The following is a 14225-nucleotide window of genomic DNA, read 5'->3' on the forward strand; positions in this document are numbered from 1 at the left end:
ATACCTTTAGCAATAAAAAAAGCAGAGCCTTCGTTTAGGAAGACCCTGCTTTTAAACAATAGAAATCAAGACATGTTTTTTCCATAGTAAATCTCGTTCATCTCTGCTTGAAGACTATCTGTAATTTGCGCCTGCTGTTCTGGCGTTAACGAATCCTTCGTATAGCCAAACAAGTAATTGTCCAGATCGAACTGCTTCAGCTTGCACTTGGTGTGAAAAATGTTCTCTTGATAAACATTCACGTCAATCATATCGTATAGATCCCTGACTTGTTCAGGAATATAGTTCTGGATCGAGCTGATGTCATGGTCAATGAACAGCTTATGCCCGCTGATATCTCTAGTGAAGCCCCGTACGCGGTAATCCATGGTCATGATATCTGTATCAAAGGAATGGATCAGGTAATTAAGAGCCTTTAGCGGGGAAATCTCCCCACAGGTGGAAACGTCTATATCTGCCCGAAAAGTGCTGATGCCCTCATCCGGATGATATTCGGGATAAGTGTGAACGGTGATATGGCTCTTATCAAGCTGTATGACCACGGAATCCGGCAGTGGACCGGGAGACTCCTCGTAGGAGGCCTTCGGCACTTCCACGACGGGTCCTTCGGAGACGAGGACGGTAACGCTGGCTCCTTGCGGGACATAGTCCTGTTTGGCAATGTTCAGCACATGGGCGCCAATGATCTCGGAGACATGGGTTAAAATTTTGGTCAACCGGTCCGCATTGTACTGTTCATCAATATATTCAATGTAAGCCTCGCGTTCTTCTTTGGTCCTTGTATAGCAGATGTCATACATATTAAAGCTGAGAGATTTGGTCAGATTATTAAAGCCATGAAGCTGAATACGCTGCTCCGGTGATAGTTTCATACGCCAGCTCCCCTTACTGTCCTAGAATCAGGAATATTGTTTCCTTAAGCCTGTTAGCTTATGCCGAAGAGAACCATCGGCTTGTAATTTAATACCCGATTCATCCGATCAAAAACAGGGAAAAAGCCCCGGGTAGTCATTTCTCCGAGGCTAAAGATGTGTACGTTACGATTAATGTGAGAGTGCCAGCATGTCTTCCATATCTTGATGGGCATCCCCAATGAGCTTGAGCCCGAACGTTTCGACGAGCAGTTGAAGTACGCCTTCAGAGATGAACTCCGGCGGCTTAGGACCGATGCGAATATCTTTAATCCCTAGGCTGAACAGTCCGAGCAAGATGGCAACAGCTTTCTGTTCAAACCAGGAAAGCACAATGCTGATCGGCAGATCATTGACTTCGCATTCAAAGGCATCTGCCAGCGCCATAGCGATCTGAACGGTGGAGCCGGAATTGTTGCACTGGCCTAGATCAATATAGCGTGGAATGTCTGTGCCAGGCACTGTACCGTAATCTACATCGTTGAAGCGGAACTTACCGCAGGAGGTCGTAAGGATGACGGTCTCCGGAGGGAGAGAGGTGGCAAGCTCACGATAGTATTCTCCTCCTTTGCCTGGAGCGTCGCAGCCGGCAATGACGAAGAAGCGCTTGATCTGCCCGGCCTTGATCGCTGCAATGATCTCTGGAGCAAGTCCCAGCACAGTCTCATGGTGATACCCGGTCGTCAGTACGGCATCGGAAGTCTGATGGGCTTCAGGCAGCTCCAGGGCTTTTTGAATTAATGGGCTAAAATCGTCGTTCACAATCTTGGTTACATGTTCAAGTCCGGCTACCTCATAGGAGAAGAAACGGTCGGCATAAGAGCCTTTGATCGGCATGACGCAGTTGGTTGTGGCCAGAATGGCGCCTGGGAACTGCTCGAACAGTCTTCGTTGATCGAACCAGGATTTGCCGATATTGCCCTTCAGATGCGGATATTTCTTCAGCATTGGATAACCGTGAGCGGGGAGCATCTCCGAGTGGGTGTAGATATTGATGCCCAAGCCTTCCGTTTGCTTCAGCAGCTCCTCAAGGGCGAATAAATTATGTCCTGTGATGACAATACATTTGCCTTCGATTTGATTCTGGCTGATCGTGACCGGCTCAGGTACTCCAAAACGGTCTGTATGGGCCCGGTCCAGCAGACCCATCACCTTAACTGCAGCGGAGCCGACCTGCATGGCCATGTCAATATGCTCCTGGAGATTAAAGTTGGAGTTCGTTAATGTCATATACAAAGCTTCATGGGTAATGCGGTCTACGTCGGGATCCGTATACCCCAGCTGTCTGGCATGGGTTGCATAGGCAGCAATTCCTTTTAACGCGAAAATCATTGTATCCTGCAGGCTTGCGATCGTCTCATCCTTGCCGCAGACGCCCATCACTTTGCATCCGCCTGGTGTGGTCTGTTCACATTGATAACAAAACATGCTGGCTTCCTCCCGTAAACATATTTGAATATGCCAAGTATAGAGTAGGAGGAAACATCAAAAGGTGATTCTCATCACTGAAAATGTGGACGGATTTAGAAAATGGTAGTAGTAGGTAAAAATGGATGAGGAGGAAACGAGAATGTCCAATTCGCAGATTACCAGAAGAGCCCTTGCCCATTCGCTGAAGGAGCTCATGCAGCACGTCCCTCTGAATAAAATAACGGTAAATGCCTTGACCCGTCATTGCGGGGTGAACCGTCAAACCTTTTATTATCATTATCATGATATTTATGAGCTGCTCGGCTGGATATATCAAACCGAGGCGCTGGAGAGCATACAGCCTTATCCCAGCTCCCAAACCTGGAAGGAAGCGATTTACAACATATTTGACTATATCGAGAGCAACAAGCAGTTCTGTTTGAATACGTTAAATTCGCTGGCCAGAAGCCATCTGGATAGCTATCTGTATGCGGTAACCCATAAATTCATTATCGGAGTAGTGCAAGAGCTGTCTGCCGGGATGCATGTCAGGGAAGAGGACAAGGAGTTTCTGGCAAATTTCTATACACTGGCTTTCACCGGGCTGGTCATCCAGTGGCTGCAAAATGGGATGACAGCAAAGCCTAAAGAACTCATCGGGAAGCTGAATGAATTGATTCAGGGGAACTTTACGGAGGCGCTGCGCCGGTACGAGCATCTAAGCCTAAGAGAAGGCAACACTTCTTATACAAAATAGCCAATTTGTCTAGAAATCATACACTCTTTAAGTATTGAGTCTGGTCTGTATGAGCCTCTGGGGACTACATTGGTGATGCAAGGCCATCATCAAGGACTCCCACTACTTAACAAAACCTAAGGAGGCTGACGGTTTTGAAAACAGAGTACGAGAACAAGCAGATTTATTTTGTCGGAGGAGGCATTGCATCCCTGGCCGGTGCAGTGTTCCTCATTCGGGATTGTGACTTTCCCGGCGATCAGATCCATATCATTGAAGAGATGAAGGTGCTGGGCGGCAGCAATGATGGTGCGGGTGATGCCGCAAACGGTTACATCATCCGCGGTGGACGGATGCTTAATGATGAAACCTACGAGAATTTGTGGGATCTCCTGAAGTCAATTCCTTCACTGGATCATCCGGGCCTGTCGGTTCGGGAGGAGATTACCGCCTTTGATAACGCCCATCCGACCCACTCGAACGCGCGGCTCGTGAATCGGGATGGTCAGGTAGAGGACGTGCTCTCCATGGGATTCGACATGGGGGACCGGCTGGCGATGGGCAAGCTGCTCATCACTCCTGAGGAGCAGCTGGGGAAAGCCCGGATTAATGATTGGTTCGGCCCTCATTTCTTCCAGACTAACTTCTGGTACATGTGGGCGACGACCTTTGCCTTCCAGCCTTGGCATAGCGCGGTTGAATTCAAGCGCTATATGATCCGCTTTATGCATGAATTCCCCAGAATTCAAACCCTTGAAGGTGTTACCCGGACGCCTTACAACCAGTATGACTCCATTATTCTTCCTATGCATAAATATTTGGAGCGTCATCAGGTAGATTTTACAATGAAATGTACAGTCACTGACTTGGAATTCAAGGATTCCTCTGAGGAGATTACCGTAACCAAGATCAAGTACAGCAAGGAGGGAGCTGAGGGGGTTCTGGATCTGCGAGCGGGCGATTTGGTCATTGTTACCAACGGCTCCATGACAGAGGGCTCAAGCCTCGGTTCCATGCACGAAGCGCCAAAGCTGAATGGCAAGGGAAGCTCTTGGGCCTTGTGGGATCGAATTGCGGTTAAGAAGCCGGGACTTGGGAATCCGTCCTCCTTCAATGATCATGTAGAGGGCTCGAAGTGGGAATCGTTCACCGTAACCTGTCAGGATTCCAGGTTCTTTGATCTCATGGAGAAATTCTCCCGAAATAAAGCGGGAACAGGCGCGCTAGTGACCTTTAAAGATTCAAGCTGGTTCATGTCGATCGTTCTGGCCCATCAGCCGCATTTCCGCAATCAGCCTGATCATGTCAAGGTGTTCTGGGGATACGGGCTGTTCCCGGATCGCCCTGGAGATTATGTGAAGAAGAAGATGTCGGAATGTACAGGAGAAGAGATTTTGACGGAGCTGCTGCATCATCTGCATTTTGACGAGAACTCGGAGGCTATTATCCAGTCTGCTAACTGCATTCCTTGTATGATGCCTTATATCACAGCTCAGTTTATGCCAAGAGCGGTGAGCGACAGACCACAGGTGGTCCCACCCGGGTCTACGAACCTGGCGTTCATCGGGCAATTCTGCGAAATCCCGGATGATGTAGTATTTACAGAGGAGTACTCGGTTAGAACAGCCAGAATGGCGGTGTATCAGCTGCTTGGACTGGATAAGCCGGTCGTGCCAATTCAGCAGCATCAATACGATGTTCGAATTCTGCTTCAAGGACTGATTACGGCCTTCAGATAAAGTTGAGAATAAGCCGTCCGTCATCTCAGGCGAAGAGAGCCTTGAGACAGCGGGCGGCTTTGTTATGCACATCATAATGCCGCATAGCTTGAACGGTACCATGCGCGCAACCCTTGAATCTGGCTTCTCAAAAAGAGCCTGGCCTTCAGAAAGTGATGTTTGCTAATGACATGAACGGGTAATTATAAATAACGCATGATCAAGTCTAAATCATGAAGGAGGATTTACCATGCCTAACGAAGAAGAAATTCGCAACAAAGAAAATAAAGCAGGAGATTCCCTTGCAGAACAGAAGAAGATGGAGAATGGAGTAGACATTGAGCCAGAAGCTGATGAATGGGTGGCTAAAACCACTCCTCATGCGGAGAACAGCACAACTTCGTCCAAGGAATAACAATGACAAACAACCGTTCCGTATGCTCATACGGAACGGTTGTTTGTCATTTCACCGCAAGCTCTTTAACGTAGAGCGCGGTTTGAAGATCTGGCTGCATGCCAAGTTTACGGTACAGACGCTGCGCTCCAGTCAGGCTGTCCGTGTCCACATACAGCAGAACGGTCCGTTCACCTCTGGCATAACCTGCGGCAAAGGCGTATGTCAGCAGTGCCTGCCCCACACCCCTATGCCTGTGTGAACGCACTACTCCTAGCAGCTCAATGAAGAGACCGTCATCCTGCAGGTTGCTGATTAGGAAGCCAATAGGCTTTGTTCCTTCCCATGCTATGAACCAAAGGGATGGATCATAGGCATCGCCCTGCTGCTCCTTGATCCAGACGGCTGCGTCCTTCGTGGAGTACCCCCAGGCATCCTGAAAGGATGCCTCATAAATGCCGTGAAGCAAGCCTTCGTCCTGCCCGGGCCGGATGGGTTCGATACGAATCCCCTTCGGAACCGCGGCTCCTTCAGGCAGGGGATTCTTATCAAGGACAAGCTTCATTCGTTGGTACAGCCTCTGGAAGGTGTAACCTCGGGCCTCTGCAAGCCGCCGGGCTAACGTATTGGTAAAGGGCAGGTGATTCATCAGCCTTTGTCCTTCACGCCCACCAGTAAGCTCATAAGCGCGCTGCTCGGCTTGATCTAACAGGGCAGAGCCGATCCCATTTCCCTTGTAATCCGGATGAACAAAGACACATGTATCCATCCTTGTCTCCCCCCGGATATCCAGGAACGCATATCCCACAAGCTGGGTCTGATCTGTCAAGGCAATCCAGACGTTGTGGGAGAGGTCGAGCGTGCTCCACATTTGCTGAATATCGGCTAGTGTGATGTCGGGAACGCCGTGATCATCCAAGTCACAGAGGGTAACCAGATTCACTACGGCCTCTGCCAGGTCCGGCACAGGGTGTTCCAAATGGAAGGAAAATAAGTTCGTCATCATCATTCAAGCTCCTTAAGCTCTGAATAGCGAGCATGTGAATTTAACCTATGATTGAGATATGACTTATCATAAGCTGTTTTCCCTTTTATGAAGCCATCCAATTTCCTAAACCTTATACCAACCAACTTGTATTATAATGAATGATATTCTTTAGGTAAGATGGTGAGAGGAAATGGCGAATTATCGTTTGGATTGGGTGCCGGATAAGAGCTCTTCTGTTCCAGTCTATTTGCAGATTGTGGAGTACATTAAGCATAGAATTGAGACGGGCGAATGGACCGTGGGCACAAGAATTCCGTCCCAGCGCAAGCTCGCAGAGCTGTTTAAGGTGAATCGAAGCACGGTGGTACAGGCGTTCGATGAGCTGATCGCGGATGGCCTTATCGAAGGTCACAGCGGTAAGGGGACCCGGGTTAAGAATAACCTATGGTCGCTCTTCTCCGAAGCCTCCCCGCCGGACTGGAATACATACGTTAAGGAAGGGGTATACCAACCGAACCAGCCCACACTGCAAAGCATACATAAGGTGGAGCCCTTGCCGGATATTGTACGTCTGGGCACCGGAGAGCCGTCTCCTGAATTATTCCCACAGGAGATGATGAGCGAGATTCTGCACAGACTCCCATCGAGAATTCGTTCTCTAGGCTATGAAGAGGAGAAAGGACTCCTTGCCCTTCGGGAACAGCTCAGCATATACCTGAACTCAGTGGGCATCAAGGCAACACCTTCTTCGATCCTGATTGTCTCCGGGGCGCTGCAGGCGCTGCAGATGATATCGCTGGGACTGCTGAAGCGGGGCTCGACCCTGCTTGTGGAGCAGCCGTCCTATATCAGCTCGCTGAGCGTATTCCAATCCGCAGGCATTCAGCTGCAAGGCATCCCCGTGGATTCTGAAGGAATGAGCGTGTCTTATATCCAGCAGCATAAGAGAAGGCTGAATGCTTCGCTGCTGTATACGAACCCCACCTTCCATAATCCGACGGGGACCTGTATGCCGCTTGCGCGGCGGAAGCAGCTGCTGCAATTCAGTGAAGAAGCACAGCTGCCGGTGATCGAAGATGATGTATATCGAGAGCTGTGGCTGGATCAGGAGCCTCCTCCTTCTCTGAAGTCGCTGGACCGCAGCGGCACGGTGCTATATCTGGGCAGCTTCTCAAAGGCACTTAGTCCCGGTCTTCGCATAGGCTGGGTAGTGGGACCTGAGCCTGTCATTGACCGCTTGGCCGACATCAAGATGCAGACCGACTATGGCTCAAGCTCCTTATCGCAGTGGGCAGCTGCCGAGTGGCTGAGCTCCGGGCTTTATCTTGCGCATCTTAATCAGATGCGGCAGATGCTCCGAATCCGCAGAGATACGGCATTGGCTGCACTTGAGAGGAACTTCCGGGGGATTGCGGAATGGAGAAGACCGCATGGAGGCTTTTATATTTGGCTGCGTTTACCCTCAGGGCTTGTACTCCGTGAACTCTTTGATGCTGCGCTTCGGCAGGGCATATTGATTAACCCTGGGAACATTTATGACCAGCCAAGCTCCGGGAGCTACTTACGCCTGTCGTATTCTTACGCCTCCTTGGAGGACCTGGAGTGGGGGATTGAAAGGCTTGCCGACATCGTACGCTCCCTGATGAAAAGCTGATATCGTAAGAAATGAAAACCCTGGTACATGAATTCGTACCAGGGTTTAATCTGTTTAAGTACATAGATTGAGCTAAAGTTTTGCGTCGAGCCTCCTGTTAGGGAATGGATTTTTCCGCTTTTCATATCTTGGTTGGGAAGGATGAGGGCCGAATGGTTGATGACAGAGTCGCTGCTACCTTTTATGATTGGATGTATAATTCTAGTAAATCTATGAAGTTGAATGGAAGGATGGATAAAGGCGTGGATACTCGGTTACATAAGCTTGCCAAGACGGTTGTGCATTATTCTGCAAGTGTACAGTCTGGAGAAAAGGTGCTGATTCAAGCCCTTGATGTGAAGGACCCGGAAATTTTGCAGCCTTTTATTACGGAAATTTTTGAAGCGGGAGGGCAGGCGTTTGTAGAGGTTAGCGATTACCGTCTTAACCGGCAAATGATGCTCTATGGTTCAGAGGAACAGTTCAAGCTGGATGCGCAGTTCAAGCTGGAGCAGATGAAGGCGATGGACGCGGTCATTATTATTCTCGGAGAGGACAATGTATCCGAATATGCGGATGTTCCTTCTGCGAAGAGAGATGCATACCGCAAGGCATATAAGTCCGTAGGTGATGAGCGGGGCAAGAAGAAATGGGTGCTCTTTAATGTTCCTACCAAAGCCTACGCTCAGCTGGCCGGGATGAGCACAGAGGCGTATGCGCAATTCTTGTATGACACCTGTACGATGGATTACAGCAAGATGTCCACGGCCATGGATGCGCTTGTGGAGCTGATGAACCGGACAGACCGGGTTCAGATCAAGGCTCCTGGAACAGATTTGTCTTTTTCCATTAAAGATATCCCAGCTGTGAAATGCGCAGGTAAGGTAAATCTGCCGGATGGGGAAGTATTTACGGCTCCCGTGCTGGATTCCGTTCAAGGTGTGATTACCTTCAATACGTCGTCCCTGTATGCAGGGCAGACCTTCCAGAACATCCAGCTGAGGTTTGAGCAGGGGAAGGTGACAGCGTGCAGCAGTGATGACAACAAGAAGCTGACAGAGCTGCTGGATTCCGATGAGGGAGCGAGATTTATCGGGGAATTCGCGATCGGTGTCAATCCTTACATTAACGAAATTATGAATGACGTCGGGTTCGACGAGAAGATTAATGGCAGCATTCATTTTGCGCTGGGAGAGGCCTATGAGGATGCTGACAACGGCAATAAATCGGTCATCCACTGGGACATTGTTCTGATGCTGAAGCCTGAATTCGGCGGGGGCGAGATTTACTTCGACGATGTGCTGATCAGCAAGGACGGGCGATTTGTACATGAAGCCCTTCTAGGGCTTAATCCGGAGAATTTGCTGTAGGATCTTGTGAAGGGCTGAATCACCGGGATATCATCCAAGCCTAGTTCATTAACAAGGGTAAACTTGAGCGGCGAGCCATGTAATCGTCTCAGGTTTACCCCTTATTTTTATCTGAGTAGATTAGAGCTTTGGCCAAAATAGGCGGCTTCTGCCTTCATTCCTTCTGTCAGCCTATTTCTTAGGTGAACAAGCCATTCTGGTTCATGCTCCCACCGCTCGTTCACGGCTCTCCATACCCGTGCATAACCATACAAATTGGCAAACCGGCTGCAGATGGGAAGAAGGCGTTCAAGATGCTCTGGTAGCTCAAACTCGGTGCAATAGCCTTCTAGAAAAAGACTTTTCTTGTGGGCGAAATGTTCTACAGGAATATACTCCTGCAAGCTGTTTAAGGCTCGTTCTACATCCATCGCATACCAATGGTACATTGCGTCATCAAAATCAATGACATGGCAGGTGCCTGAAGCCTCCTCATAGAACACATTATCAGCTTCAAAATCATAGTGGATCAGTCCGTACATATTTGAGCTTGTGGACAATTCTGCAAATTTCTGTCTAAGAAGATGAGCTTCTTTCAGGGCGGTTTCCTCATCTGGATTATGGCCTAGCAGCTCTTCAATCCAATCCAGTACATCCATGCAACTCCACCTCGGGGGATTGACCGGGCTGTATTGGCTGGATAACCGGTGAAGCTTACCCAGTGCTTGGCCGTAGGAGAAGAGTAGGGGGGCATTAAACTCGGTGCGGCTTAGCTGAGTACCGGCCACCCGCTTGAACACGGTTGCATAAAAGGTTCCCCAAGGGGTCTCGGCTTCTACAAGCTCACTACCGCTGCGCGAAGGAACGGCCTCTAAAGCTTCAAATTGGTGGGCGTGCAAATAACGAAGGAATTCAAGCTCAGCCTTGAGATTTGGGCCCAGCTTCTCGGACTTGGGTGCAAAGCGAAGCAGCTGCGGCCTCCCTTCAGAGCGGAAAGGATAGACGGCATTGGACGATATTCTATAGTGCTTAAAGAGCCCTAATGAATCTTCATCGTAGGACCAGTTCTTCAATAACATCTCGGCCAGGTCAGCATTATAGAACAAGTATTTCAGTTTTAACATCGGATAAAGACCTTCTGGTTTGACATATGGATTGCTCCCTTCAAGGCAGATTTGATTCTATCGTACCTGCTGGGAGTCAGATAGACCATGACAAGAACAAGTATAGTTTATTTTTCCGTGGAAATGAGCCCATAACTACTCCGTTTATGGTGGGGACAAAATCCAAACATTTGACTTAGAAACCGGAAAATATGGTGGTATTTTTCCAAAGGCTTGATTTATAGGGATATCTTAGTACAATGGTTTTATGACTACTCAAAAAATAATAAATGATGAACTCAGAGTCAAAATATTTAAGGCGTTAGCCGATGAAACAAGATTGGACATCATACGAGCTCTATACACCAGCAGGAAGGAGATGAATTGTGGAGAAGTAGGAGACATTCGCGATACTACGAAATCGAATACTTCGTATCACTTGCGTGCTTTAAAGGAGGCGAAATTGATCAAGGTACGAAAAGAAGCCCAAGCGAAGTATATGAGCATCGATTTGGAGACATTTCAAACTTACTTACCCGGATTTCTGGATACGTTGTAGAAAGAAATTCTTTTTTTTTTCATTAGTTCAATAATACTTGAACTATAGAACTAACTACAAAGGGTGATTATAGAATGATCAAATTAACTGCTTTATTTTTCCTTATCATGTTTGTTATTGGTACGGATACGTTTTTGATCTCTCCGCTTATCCCCACTCTTCAGGACTTGTTTCATATTCCGACCGAATATTCGGGTTGGATGGTGGGGTCTTATGCTTTAGGTTATGCCATTTTTGCACTAATTGCTGGACCGCTTTCCGATGGTTGGGATCGTAAAAAGGTCATGCTTTCCGGCATGGTCTGCTTTTCGGTTTCAACTATATTATGCGGCTTTGCCACAGGTTTTTGGCCGATGTTCTTCTTCCGTTTTTTAGCCGGAGTCAGTGCAGCTTTTACGGCGCCTCAAGTCTGGGCCTCGATCCCTGCTCTATTTCCAACCTCAAAAATTGCCAAAGTATCGGGAATCGTCATGGCAGGCTTGGCTGCATCCCAAGCGTTCGGCATCCCTATTGGAAGCCTGCTTGCCTCAACCCATTGGTCTTATCCTTTTTTTACGATCGGAGCATGTGCATTACTCGTTGCGGTATTTATCTTCTATGCTTTACCCGAAATGAAGCCGAATCAAGGCCCAAAAACAAAGACTCTGATGTTCAGCAGATACCTTCCCCTATTGAATAGCCGCATGGCGAGAAGGGCTTTCCTCGCTCATTTCTTATTTCAATGTGGATTCTTTGCTGCCTTTTCTTTCATTGGAAAATGGGTGACGGATCGCTTTCACCTTTCCATTGATCAAGCAGGGTACGTGATGTTTTTTCTTGGTCTCGGGAATATCGTCGGGAGCTTCGGCGGTGCCTATGTGATCAAAAAGTTAAACCGTTTCAATACGCTGGTTGTGGGCTTTCTTGTCTCTATCGCATGTTTTATTATTTTGCCTCACTTGCCATCGGTTGCGGTTTTCGAAAGTGTTTACTTTTTCATATTCGTTAATATGGGGATCGCTTTTCCCCTAATATTGGGAATGCTGAATTCATTAAATCCGACCATCCGCGGCACGATCTCCAGCTTGGCCAATTCAATCATGTACGCTGCGACCACGCTCGGTTCTTGGATCGCAGGCCTGATTTACGCGACTTCTAACGGTTTTTCCGCCGTAGGCATGTTTGCGGCCATATGCTTTGCAGGTTCGTTGTTATCTTTCATATTCAGCGGTATTCTGACCAGTCATATGAAAACAAAGAAGGAGTTTGCATCATAAATGATAGAAAAAATTCATTTGGATCGTCTGAATCTTTCAAAATTCGACATCCTGAGTATTAATGAGAATGAATTTGATTTTCTAATACAAGTGGTGACGAACTCTTCACCTTTCGCTTGCCCTCATTGTGGATGTATAGCCAACCTCTACAAACACGATAGCAGGGAACAGGTCTGCATGGACTTACCTATTCACGGCAAGCGTGTAGGCCTTCTTATAAAGCGTCAGAGGTATCGCTGTAGAGACTGCAATCGAACCTTTTGGGAACACTTAGACCACACCATAGACGAAAAGCGAAACTGTACCAAACGATTATTGTCTTATATAGAGAAGCAAAGCCTTAAACGCACGTTTGTCAGCATATCCGAGGATGTTGGATTGCATGAAAAAACGATACGTAACATCTTTCGTGATTACATCAATCGTCTTAAAGAAACGCATCGATTTGAAACTCCTAATTGGCTTGGGATTGACGATATACACATTATTAAGCCAAGATGCGTTTTAACCAACATTGAGGAACGTACTTTGTTAGATGTTTTACCCAATCGTAACAAGGAAACCGTTGTAGGCTACCTCTCACGCCTTCCAAATAGAGGACAAATACGATATGTCACAATGGGTATGTGGCAACCGTATAAGGATGCCGTGAGGGCTATATTGCCAAAAGCTCTTATCATCGTAGATAAATTTCACGTTGTCCGTTTGGCAAACCAAGCGTTGGAAACCATTCGTAGGCAGATCTTTGAGGGATTATCGCCAAAAGAACGCCGCGGGCTGATGCACGACCGTTTTATCCTCCTAAAACGCCATATAGCGCTTACAGAGAGGGATAAAATTACGCTTGACCTTTGGACAGAAATTATCCTTCTCTCGGCACTGCTTATGACTTAAAGGAATCATATTTCGATATTTGGGAATGTGATAGCAGACAGACGGCATTCCTTAAATACAACGAATGGAAAGCTAAAATACCAACTGAACTGCAATCCGCTTTTGAACCACTTACAATGGCTATGAAGAACTGGGAAGAGGAAATATTCGCCTACTTCGACCATCGCATTTCAGATGCTTATACGGAATCTCTAAATAGCCTTATTCGAGTCATTAATCGTTTAGGCAGGGGATACTCTTTTGAAGCCCTACGAGCAAAAATACTCTTTACAGAAGGACTTGAAAAGCAACGTAAGCCTAAGTATAGCTACGATCTACGGGAGGAAAACTTCCCGATGTTTAATATGCCACCTATTGGAGTTGTTCGTGAGCCAGAAGAAATAATCTTGCTGGGAATCGACTTTTCCACCTTGATCGAGAAATTGGAGAAGGGCCAGCTATAAGCTCTTCTCCACCATAAAATCCGAATACCCTTCTTTTTTTATTGCAAAAATAACAGATAGCTGGATTTCTTCTGAAAATATTCCGCTGTTATCTATACTCAGCAGGGCATCCTTTAATTCATCTTCAAATAAGGAGGCATGATCTCCGAGGAACCGCCTGGAGCCAAAGGAAGTAGAGTAGAGGTTGCCGATAATCGATTCAATATTCCATAGGTGCTCGTAAACCGGCAGCCGATGAACCTCCAGGTCGAAACGTGAACGGGCCACGATCTCCTGATGGCCGACTTTAGGATGCTCGTATGTAGTGTTCCCTGCCTTTCGCTTGGGTCCATACCATTTGGTGACTATTCTCTGGACTTCATTTTGCCACGGGAGAGGTTCCTGCTGCGGAAAATAACCGTCAATAATCGCAACTCCGCCGCCTGGGATGATCCGCGGGTATAAGGAGTCAAGTACATGTTCCCGGTCCATCCAATGAAAGGCCTTGGCAATTAGAACCACGCGATAAGGATCATCATTCATCTGCTCAAGATAGCTCTCGGCATGACCATTTCGCCAGTCGATATGAGGCAGCCTCATTTCCTTGCTAAATCGCAGGGCTTCGTCGATCATTTCCTGCTCCGGATCAAGTCCAACAAGCTGCTCGAACCAATCGGCGAACCGGATCGTCAATTGTCCTGTTCCGCAGCCCAAGTCCAGCAGCCTTCCTCGTCCATCCAGAGCAAACCTGCGTACAATCGTCCTAATGATTTCAGCCGGATAGGCGGGGCGGTACTTCGAGTAATAAGCTGCGGTTCCTTTGAATAATTCCTGTCCGTAGTTCTTTATGAC

12 protein-coding genes and 1 pseudogene are annotated in these 14225 nt (G+C 47.7%); 8 read left to right on the top strand and 5 right to left on the bottom strand.

Features of this window, described 5'->3' with window-relative positions; genetic code table 11:
• Positions 1-65: 65 nt before the first annotated feature.
• A complete protein-coding gene (gene speD, locus DCC85_RS06335; RefSeq protein WP_108464820.1) occupies positions 66-872 on the bottom strand; it encodes an adenosylmethionine decarboxylase in 807 nt (268 codons plus the stop codon).
• Between the two features lie 171 nt (positions 873-1043).
• On the bottom strand, positions 1044-2339 hold the full coding sequence (gene hcp, locus DCC85_RS06340; RefSeq protein WP_108464821.1) for a hydroxylamine reductase: 1296 nt from the start codon (positions 2337-2339) through the stop codon (positions 1044-1046).
• 142 nt (positions 2340-2481) lie between these two features.
• Here hcp and DCC85_RS06345 point away from each other — a divergent pair, with 142 nt between their 5' ends.
• From DCC85_RS06345 to DCC85_RS23145, 3 genes are all read left to right on the top strand, one after another.
• The gene (locus DCC85_RS06345) at positions 2482-3078 is read left to right on the top strand and encodes a TetR-like C-terminal domain-containing protein (RefSeq protein ID WP_108464822.1); all 597 of its coding nucleotides are present in this window, start codon (positions 2482-2484) and stop codon (positions 3076-3078) included.
• Positions 3079-3212: 134 nt separating this feature from the next.
• Positions 3213-4796, top strand: a complete 1584-nt coding sequence (locus DCC85_RS06350; RefSeq protein ID WP_108464823.1) for an oleate hydratase — start codon at positions 3213-3215, stop codon at positions 4794-4796.
• A 229-nt stretch (positions 4797-5025) separates the two neighbouring features.
• The gene (locus tag DCC85_RS23145) at positions 5026-5190 is read left to right on the top strand and encodes a hypothetical protein (protein ID WP_199909982.1); all 165 of its coding nucleotides are present in this window, start codon (positions 5026-5028) and stop codon (positions 5188-5190) included.
• Between the two features lie 46 nt (positions 5191-5236).
• Here the strand turns inward: DCC85_RS23145 and DCC85_RS06355 are convergent, their stop codons facing one another.
• Complete coding sequence (locus DCC85_RS06355; RefSeq protein WP_159081802.1) at positions 5237-6172, bottom strand: GNAT family N-acetyltransferase; 936 nt, start codon at positions 6170-6172, stop codon at positions 5237-5239.
• A gap of 175 nt (positions 6173-6347) precedes the next feature.
• On the opposite strand from DCC85_RS06355, the gene pdxR reads away from it, so the two are divergent.
• Positions 6348-7811, top strand: coding sequence for a MocR-like pyridoxine biosynthesis transcription factor PdxR (pdxR, locus tag DCC85_RS06360; protein WP_108464825.1), 1464 nt, complete (start codon positions 6348-6350; stop codon positions 7809-7811).
• 230 nt (positions 7812-8041) lie between these two features.
• The gene (locus DCC85_RS06365; protein ID WP_108467753.1) at positions 8042-9160 is read left to right on the top strand and encodes an aminopeptidase; all 1119 of its coding nucleotides are present in this window, start codon (positions 8042-8044) and stop codon (positions 9158-9160) included.
• Between the two features lie 107 nt (positions 9161-9267).
• Here the strand turns inward: DCC85_RS06365 and DCC85_RS06370 are convergent, their stop codons facing one another.
• Positions 9268-10263, bottom strand: a complete 996-nt coding sequence (locus tag DCC85_RS06370) for a phosphotransferase enzyme family protein (protein ID WP_108464826.1) — start codon at positions 10261-10263, stop codon at positions 9268-9270.
• Between the two features lie 247 nt (positions 10264-10510).
• Between DCC85_RS06370 and DCC85_RS06375 the strand changes: the two genes are divergently transcribed.
• From DCC85_RS06375 to DCC85_RS06385, 3 genes and pseudogenes are all read left to right on the top strand, one after another.
• Entirely contained in the window at positions 10511-10801 is a 291-nt protein-coding gene (locus DCC85_RS06375) for an ArsR/SmtB family transcription factor (RefSeq protein ID WP_095287432.1), read from the top strand.
• A 74-nt stretch (positions 10802-10875) separates the two neighbouring features.
• A complete protein-coding gene (locus DCC85_RS06380) occupies positions 10876-12057 on the top strand; it encodes an MFS transporter (protein ID WP_108464827.1) in 1182 nt (393 codons plus the stop codon).
• A gap of 18 nt (positions 12058-12075) precedes the next feature.
• A pseudogene (locus DCC85_RS06385) lies at positions 12076-13394 on the top strand (ISL3 family transposase).
• Here the strand turns inward: DCC85_RS06385 and DCC85_RS06390 are convergent.
• The gene (locus DCC85_RS06390; RefSeq protein ID WP_108464828.1) at positions 13389-14222 is read right to left on the bottom strand and encodes a class I SAM-dependent methyltransferase; all 834 of its coding nucleotides are present in this window, start codon (positions 14220-14222) and stop codon (positions 13389-13391) included. The pseudogene DCC85_RS06385 and the gene DCC85_RS06390 overlap by 6 nt on opposite strands.
• Positions 14223-14225: the final 3 nt, after the last annotated feature.

This window comes from Paenibacillus sp. CAA11 (assembly GCF_003060825.1).
Lineage (GTDB): Bacteria > Bacillota > Bacilli > Paenibacillales > Paenibacillaceae > Fontibacillus.

Bases quoted from the DNA above. Each gene is read 5' to 3' on its own strand.
- speD (WP_108464820.1), bottom strand. From the start codon at position 872: ATGAAACTATCACCGGAGCAGCGTATTCAGCTTCATGGCTTTAATAAT.
- hcp (WP_108464821.1), bottom strand. From the start codon at position 2,339: ATGTTTTGTTATCAATGTGAACAGACCACACCAGGCGGATGCAAAGTG.
- DCC85_RS06345 (WP_108464822.1), top strand. From the start codon at position 2,482: ATGTCCAATTCGCAGATTACCAGAAGAGCCCTTGCCCATTCGCTGAAG.
- DCC85_RS23145 (WP_199909982.1), top strand. From the start codon at position 5,026: ATGCCTAACGAAGAAGAAATTCGCAACAAAGAAAATAAAGCAGGAGAT.
- DCC85_RS06355 (WP_159081802.1), bottom strand. From the start codon at position 6,172: ATGACGAACTTATTTTCCTTCCATTTGGAACACCCTGTGCCGGACCTG.
- pdxR (WP_108464825.1), top strand. From the start codon at position 6,348: ATGGCGAATTATCGTTTGGATTGGGTGCCGGATAAGAGCTCTTCTGTT.
- DCC85_RS06365 (WP_108467753.1), top strand. From the start codon at position 8,042: ATGGATAAAGGCGTGGATACTCGGTTACATAAGCTTGCCAAGACGGTT.
- DCC85_RS06370 (WP_108464826.1), bottom strand. From the start codon at position 10,263: ATGTTAAAACTGAAATACTTGTTCTATAATGCTGACCTGGCCGAGATG.
- DCC85_RS06375 (WP_095287432.1), top strand. From the start codon at position 10,511: ATGACTACTCAAAAAATAATAAATGATGAACTCAGAGTCAAAATATTT.
- DCC85_RS06380 (WP_108464827.1), top strand. From the start codon at position 10,876: ATGATCAAATTAACTGCTTTATTTTTCCTTATCATGTTTGTTATTGGT.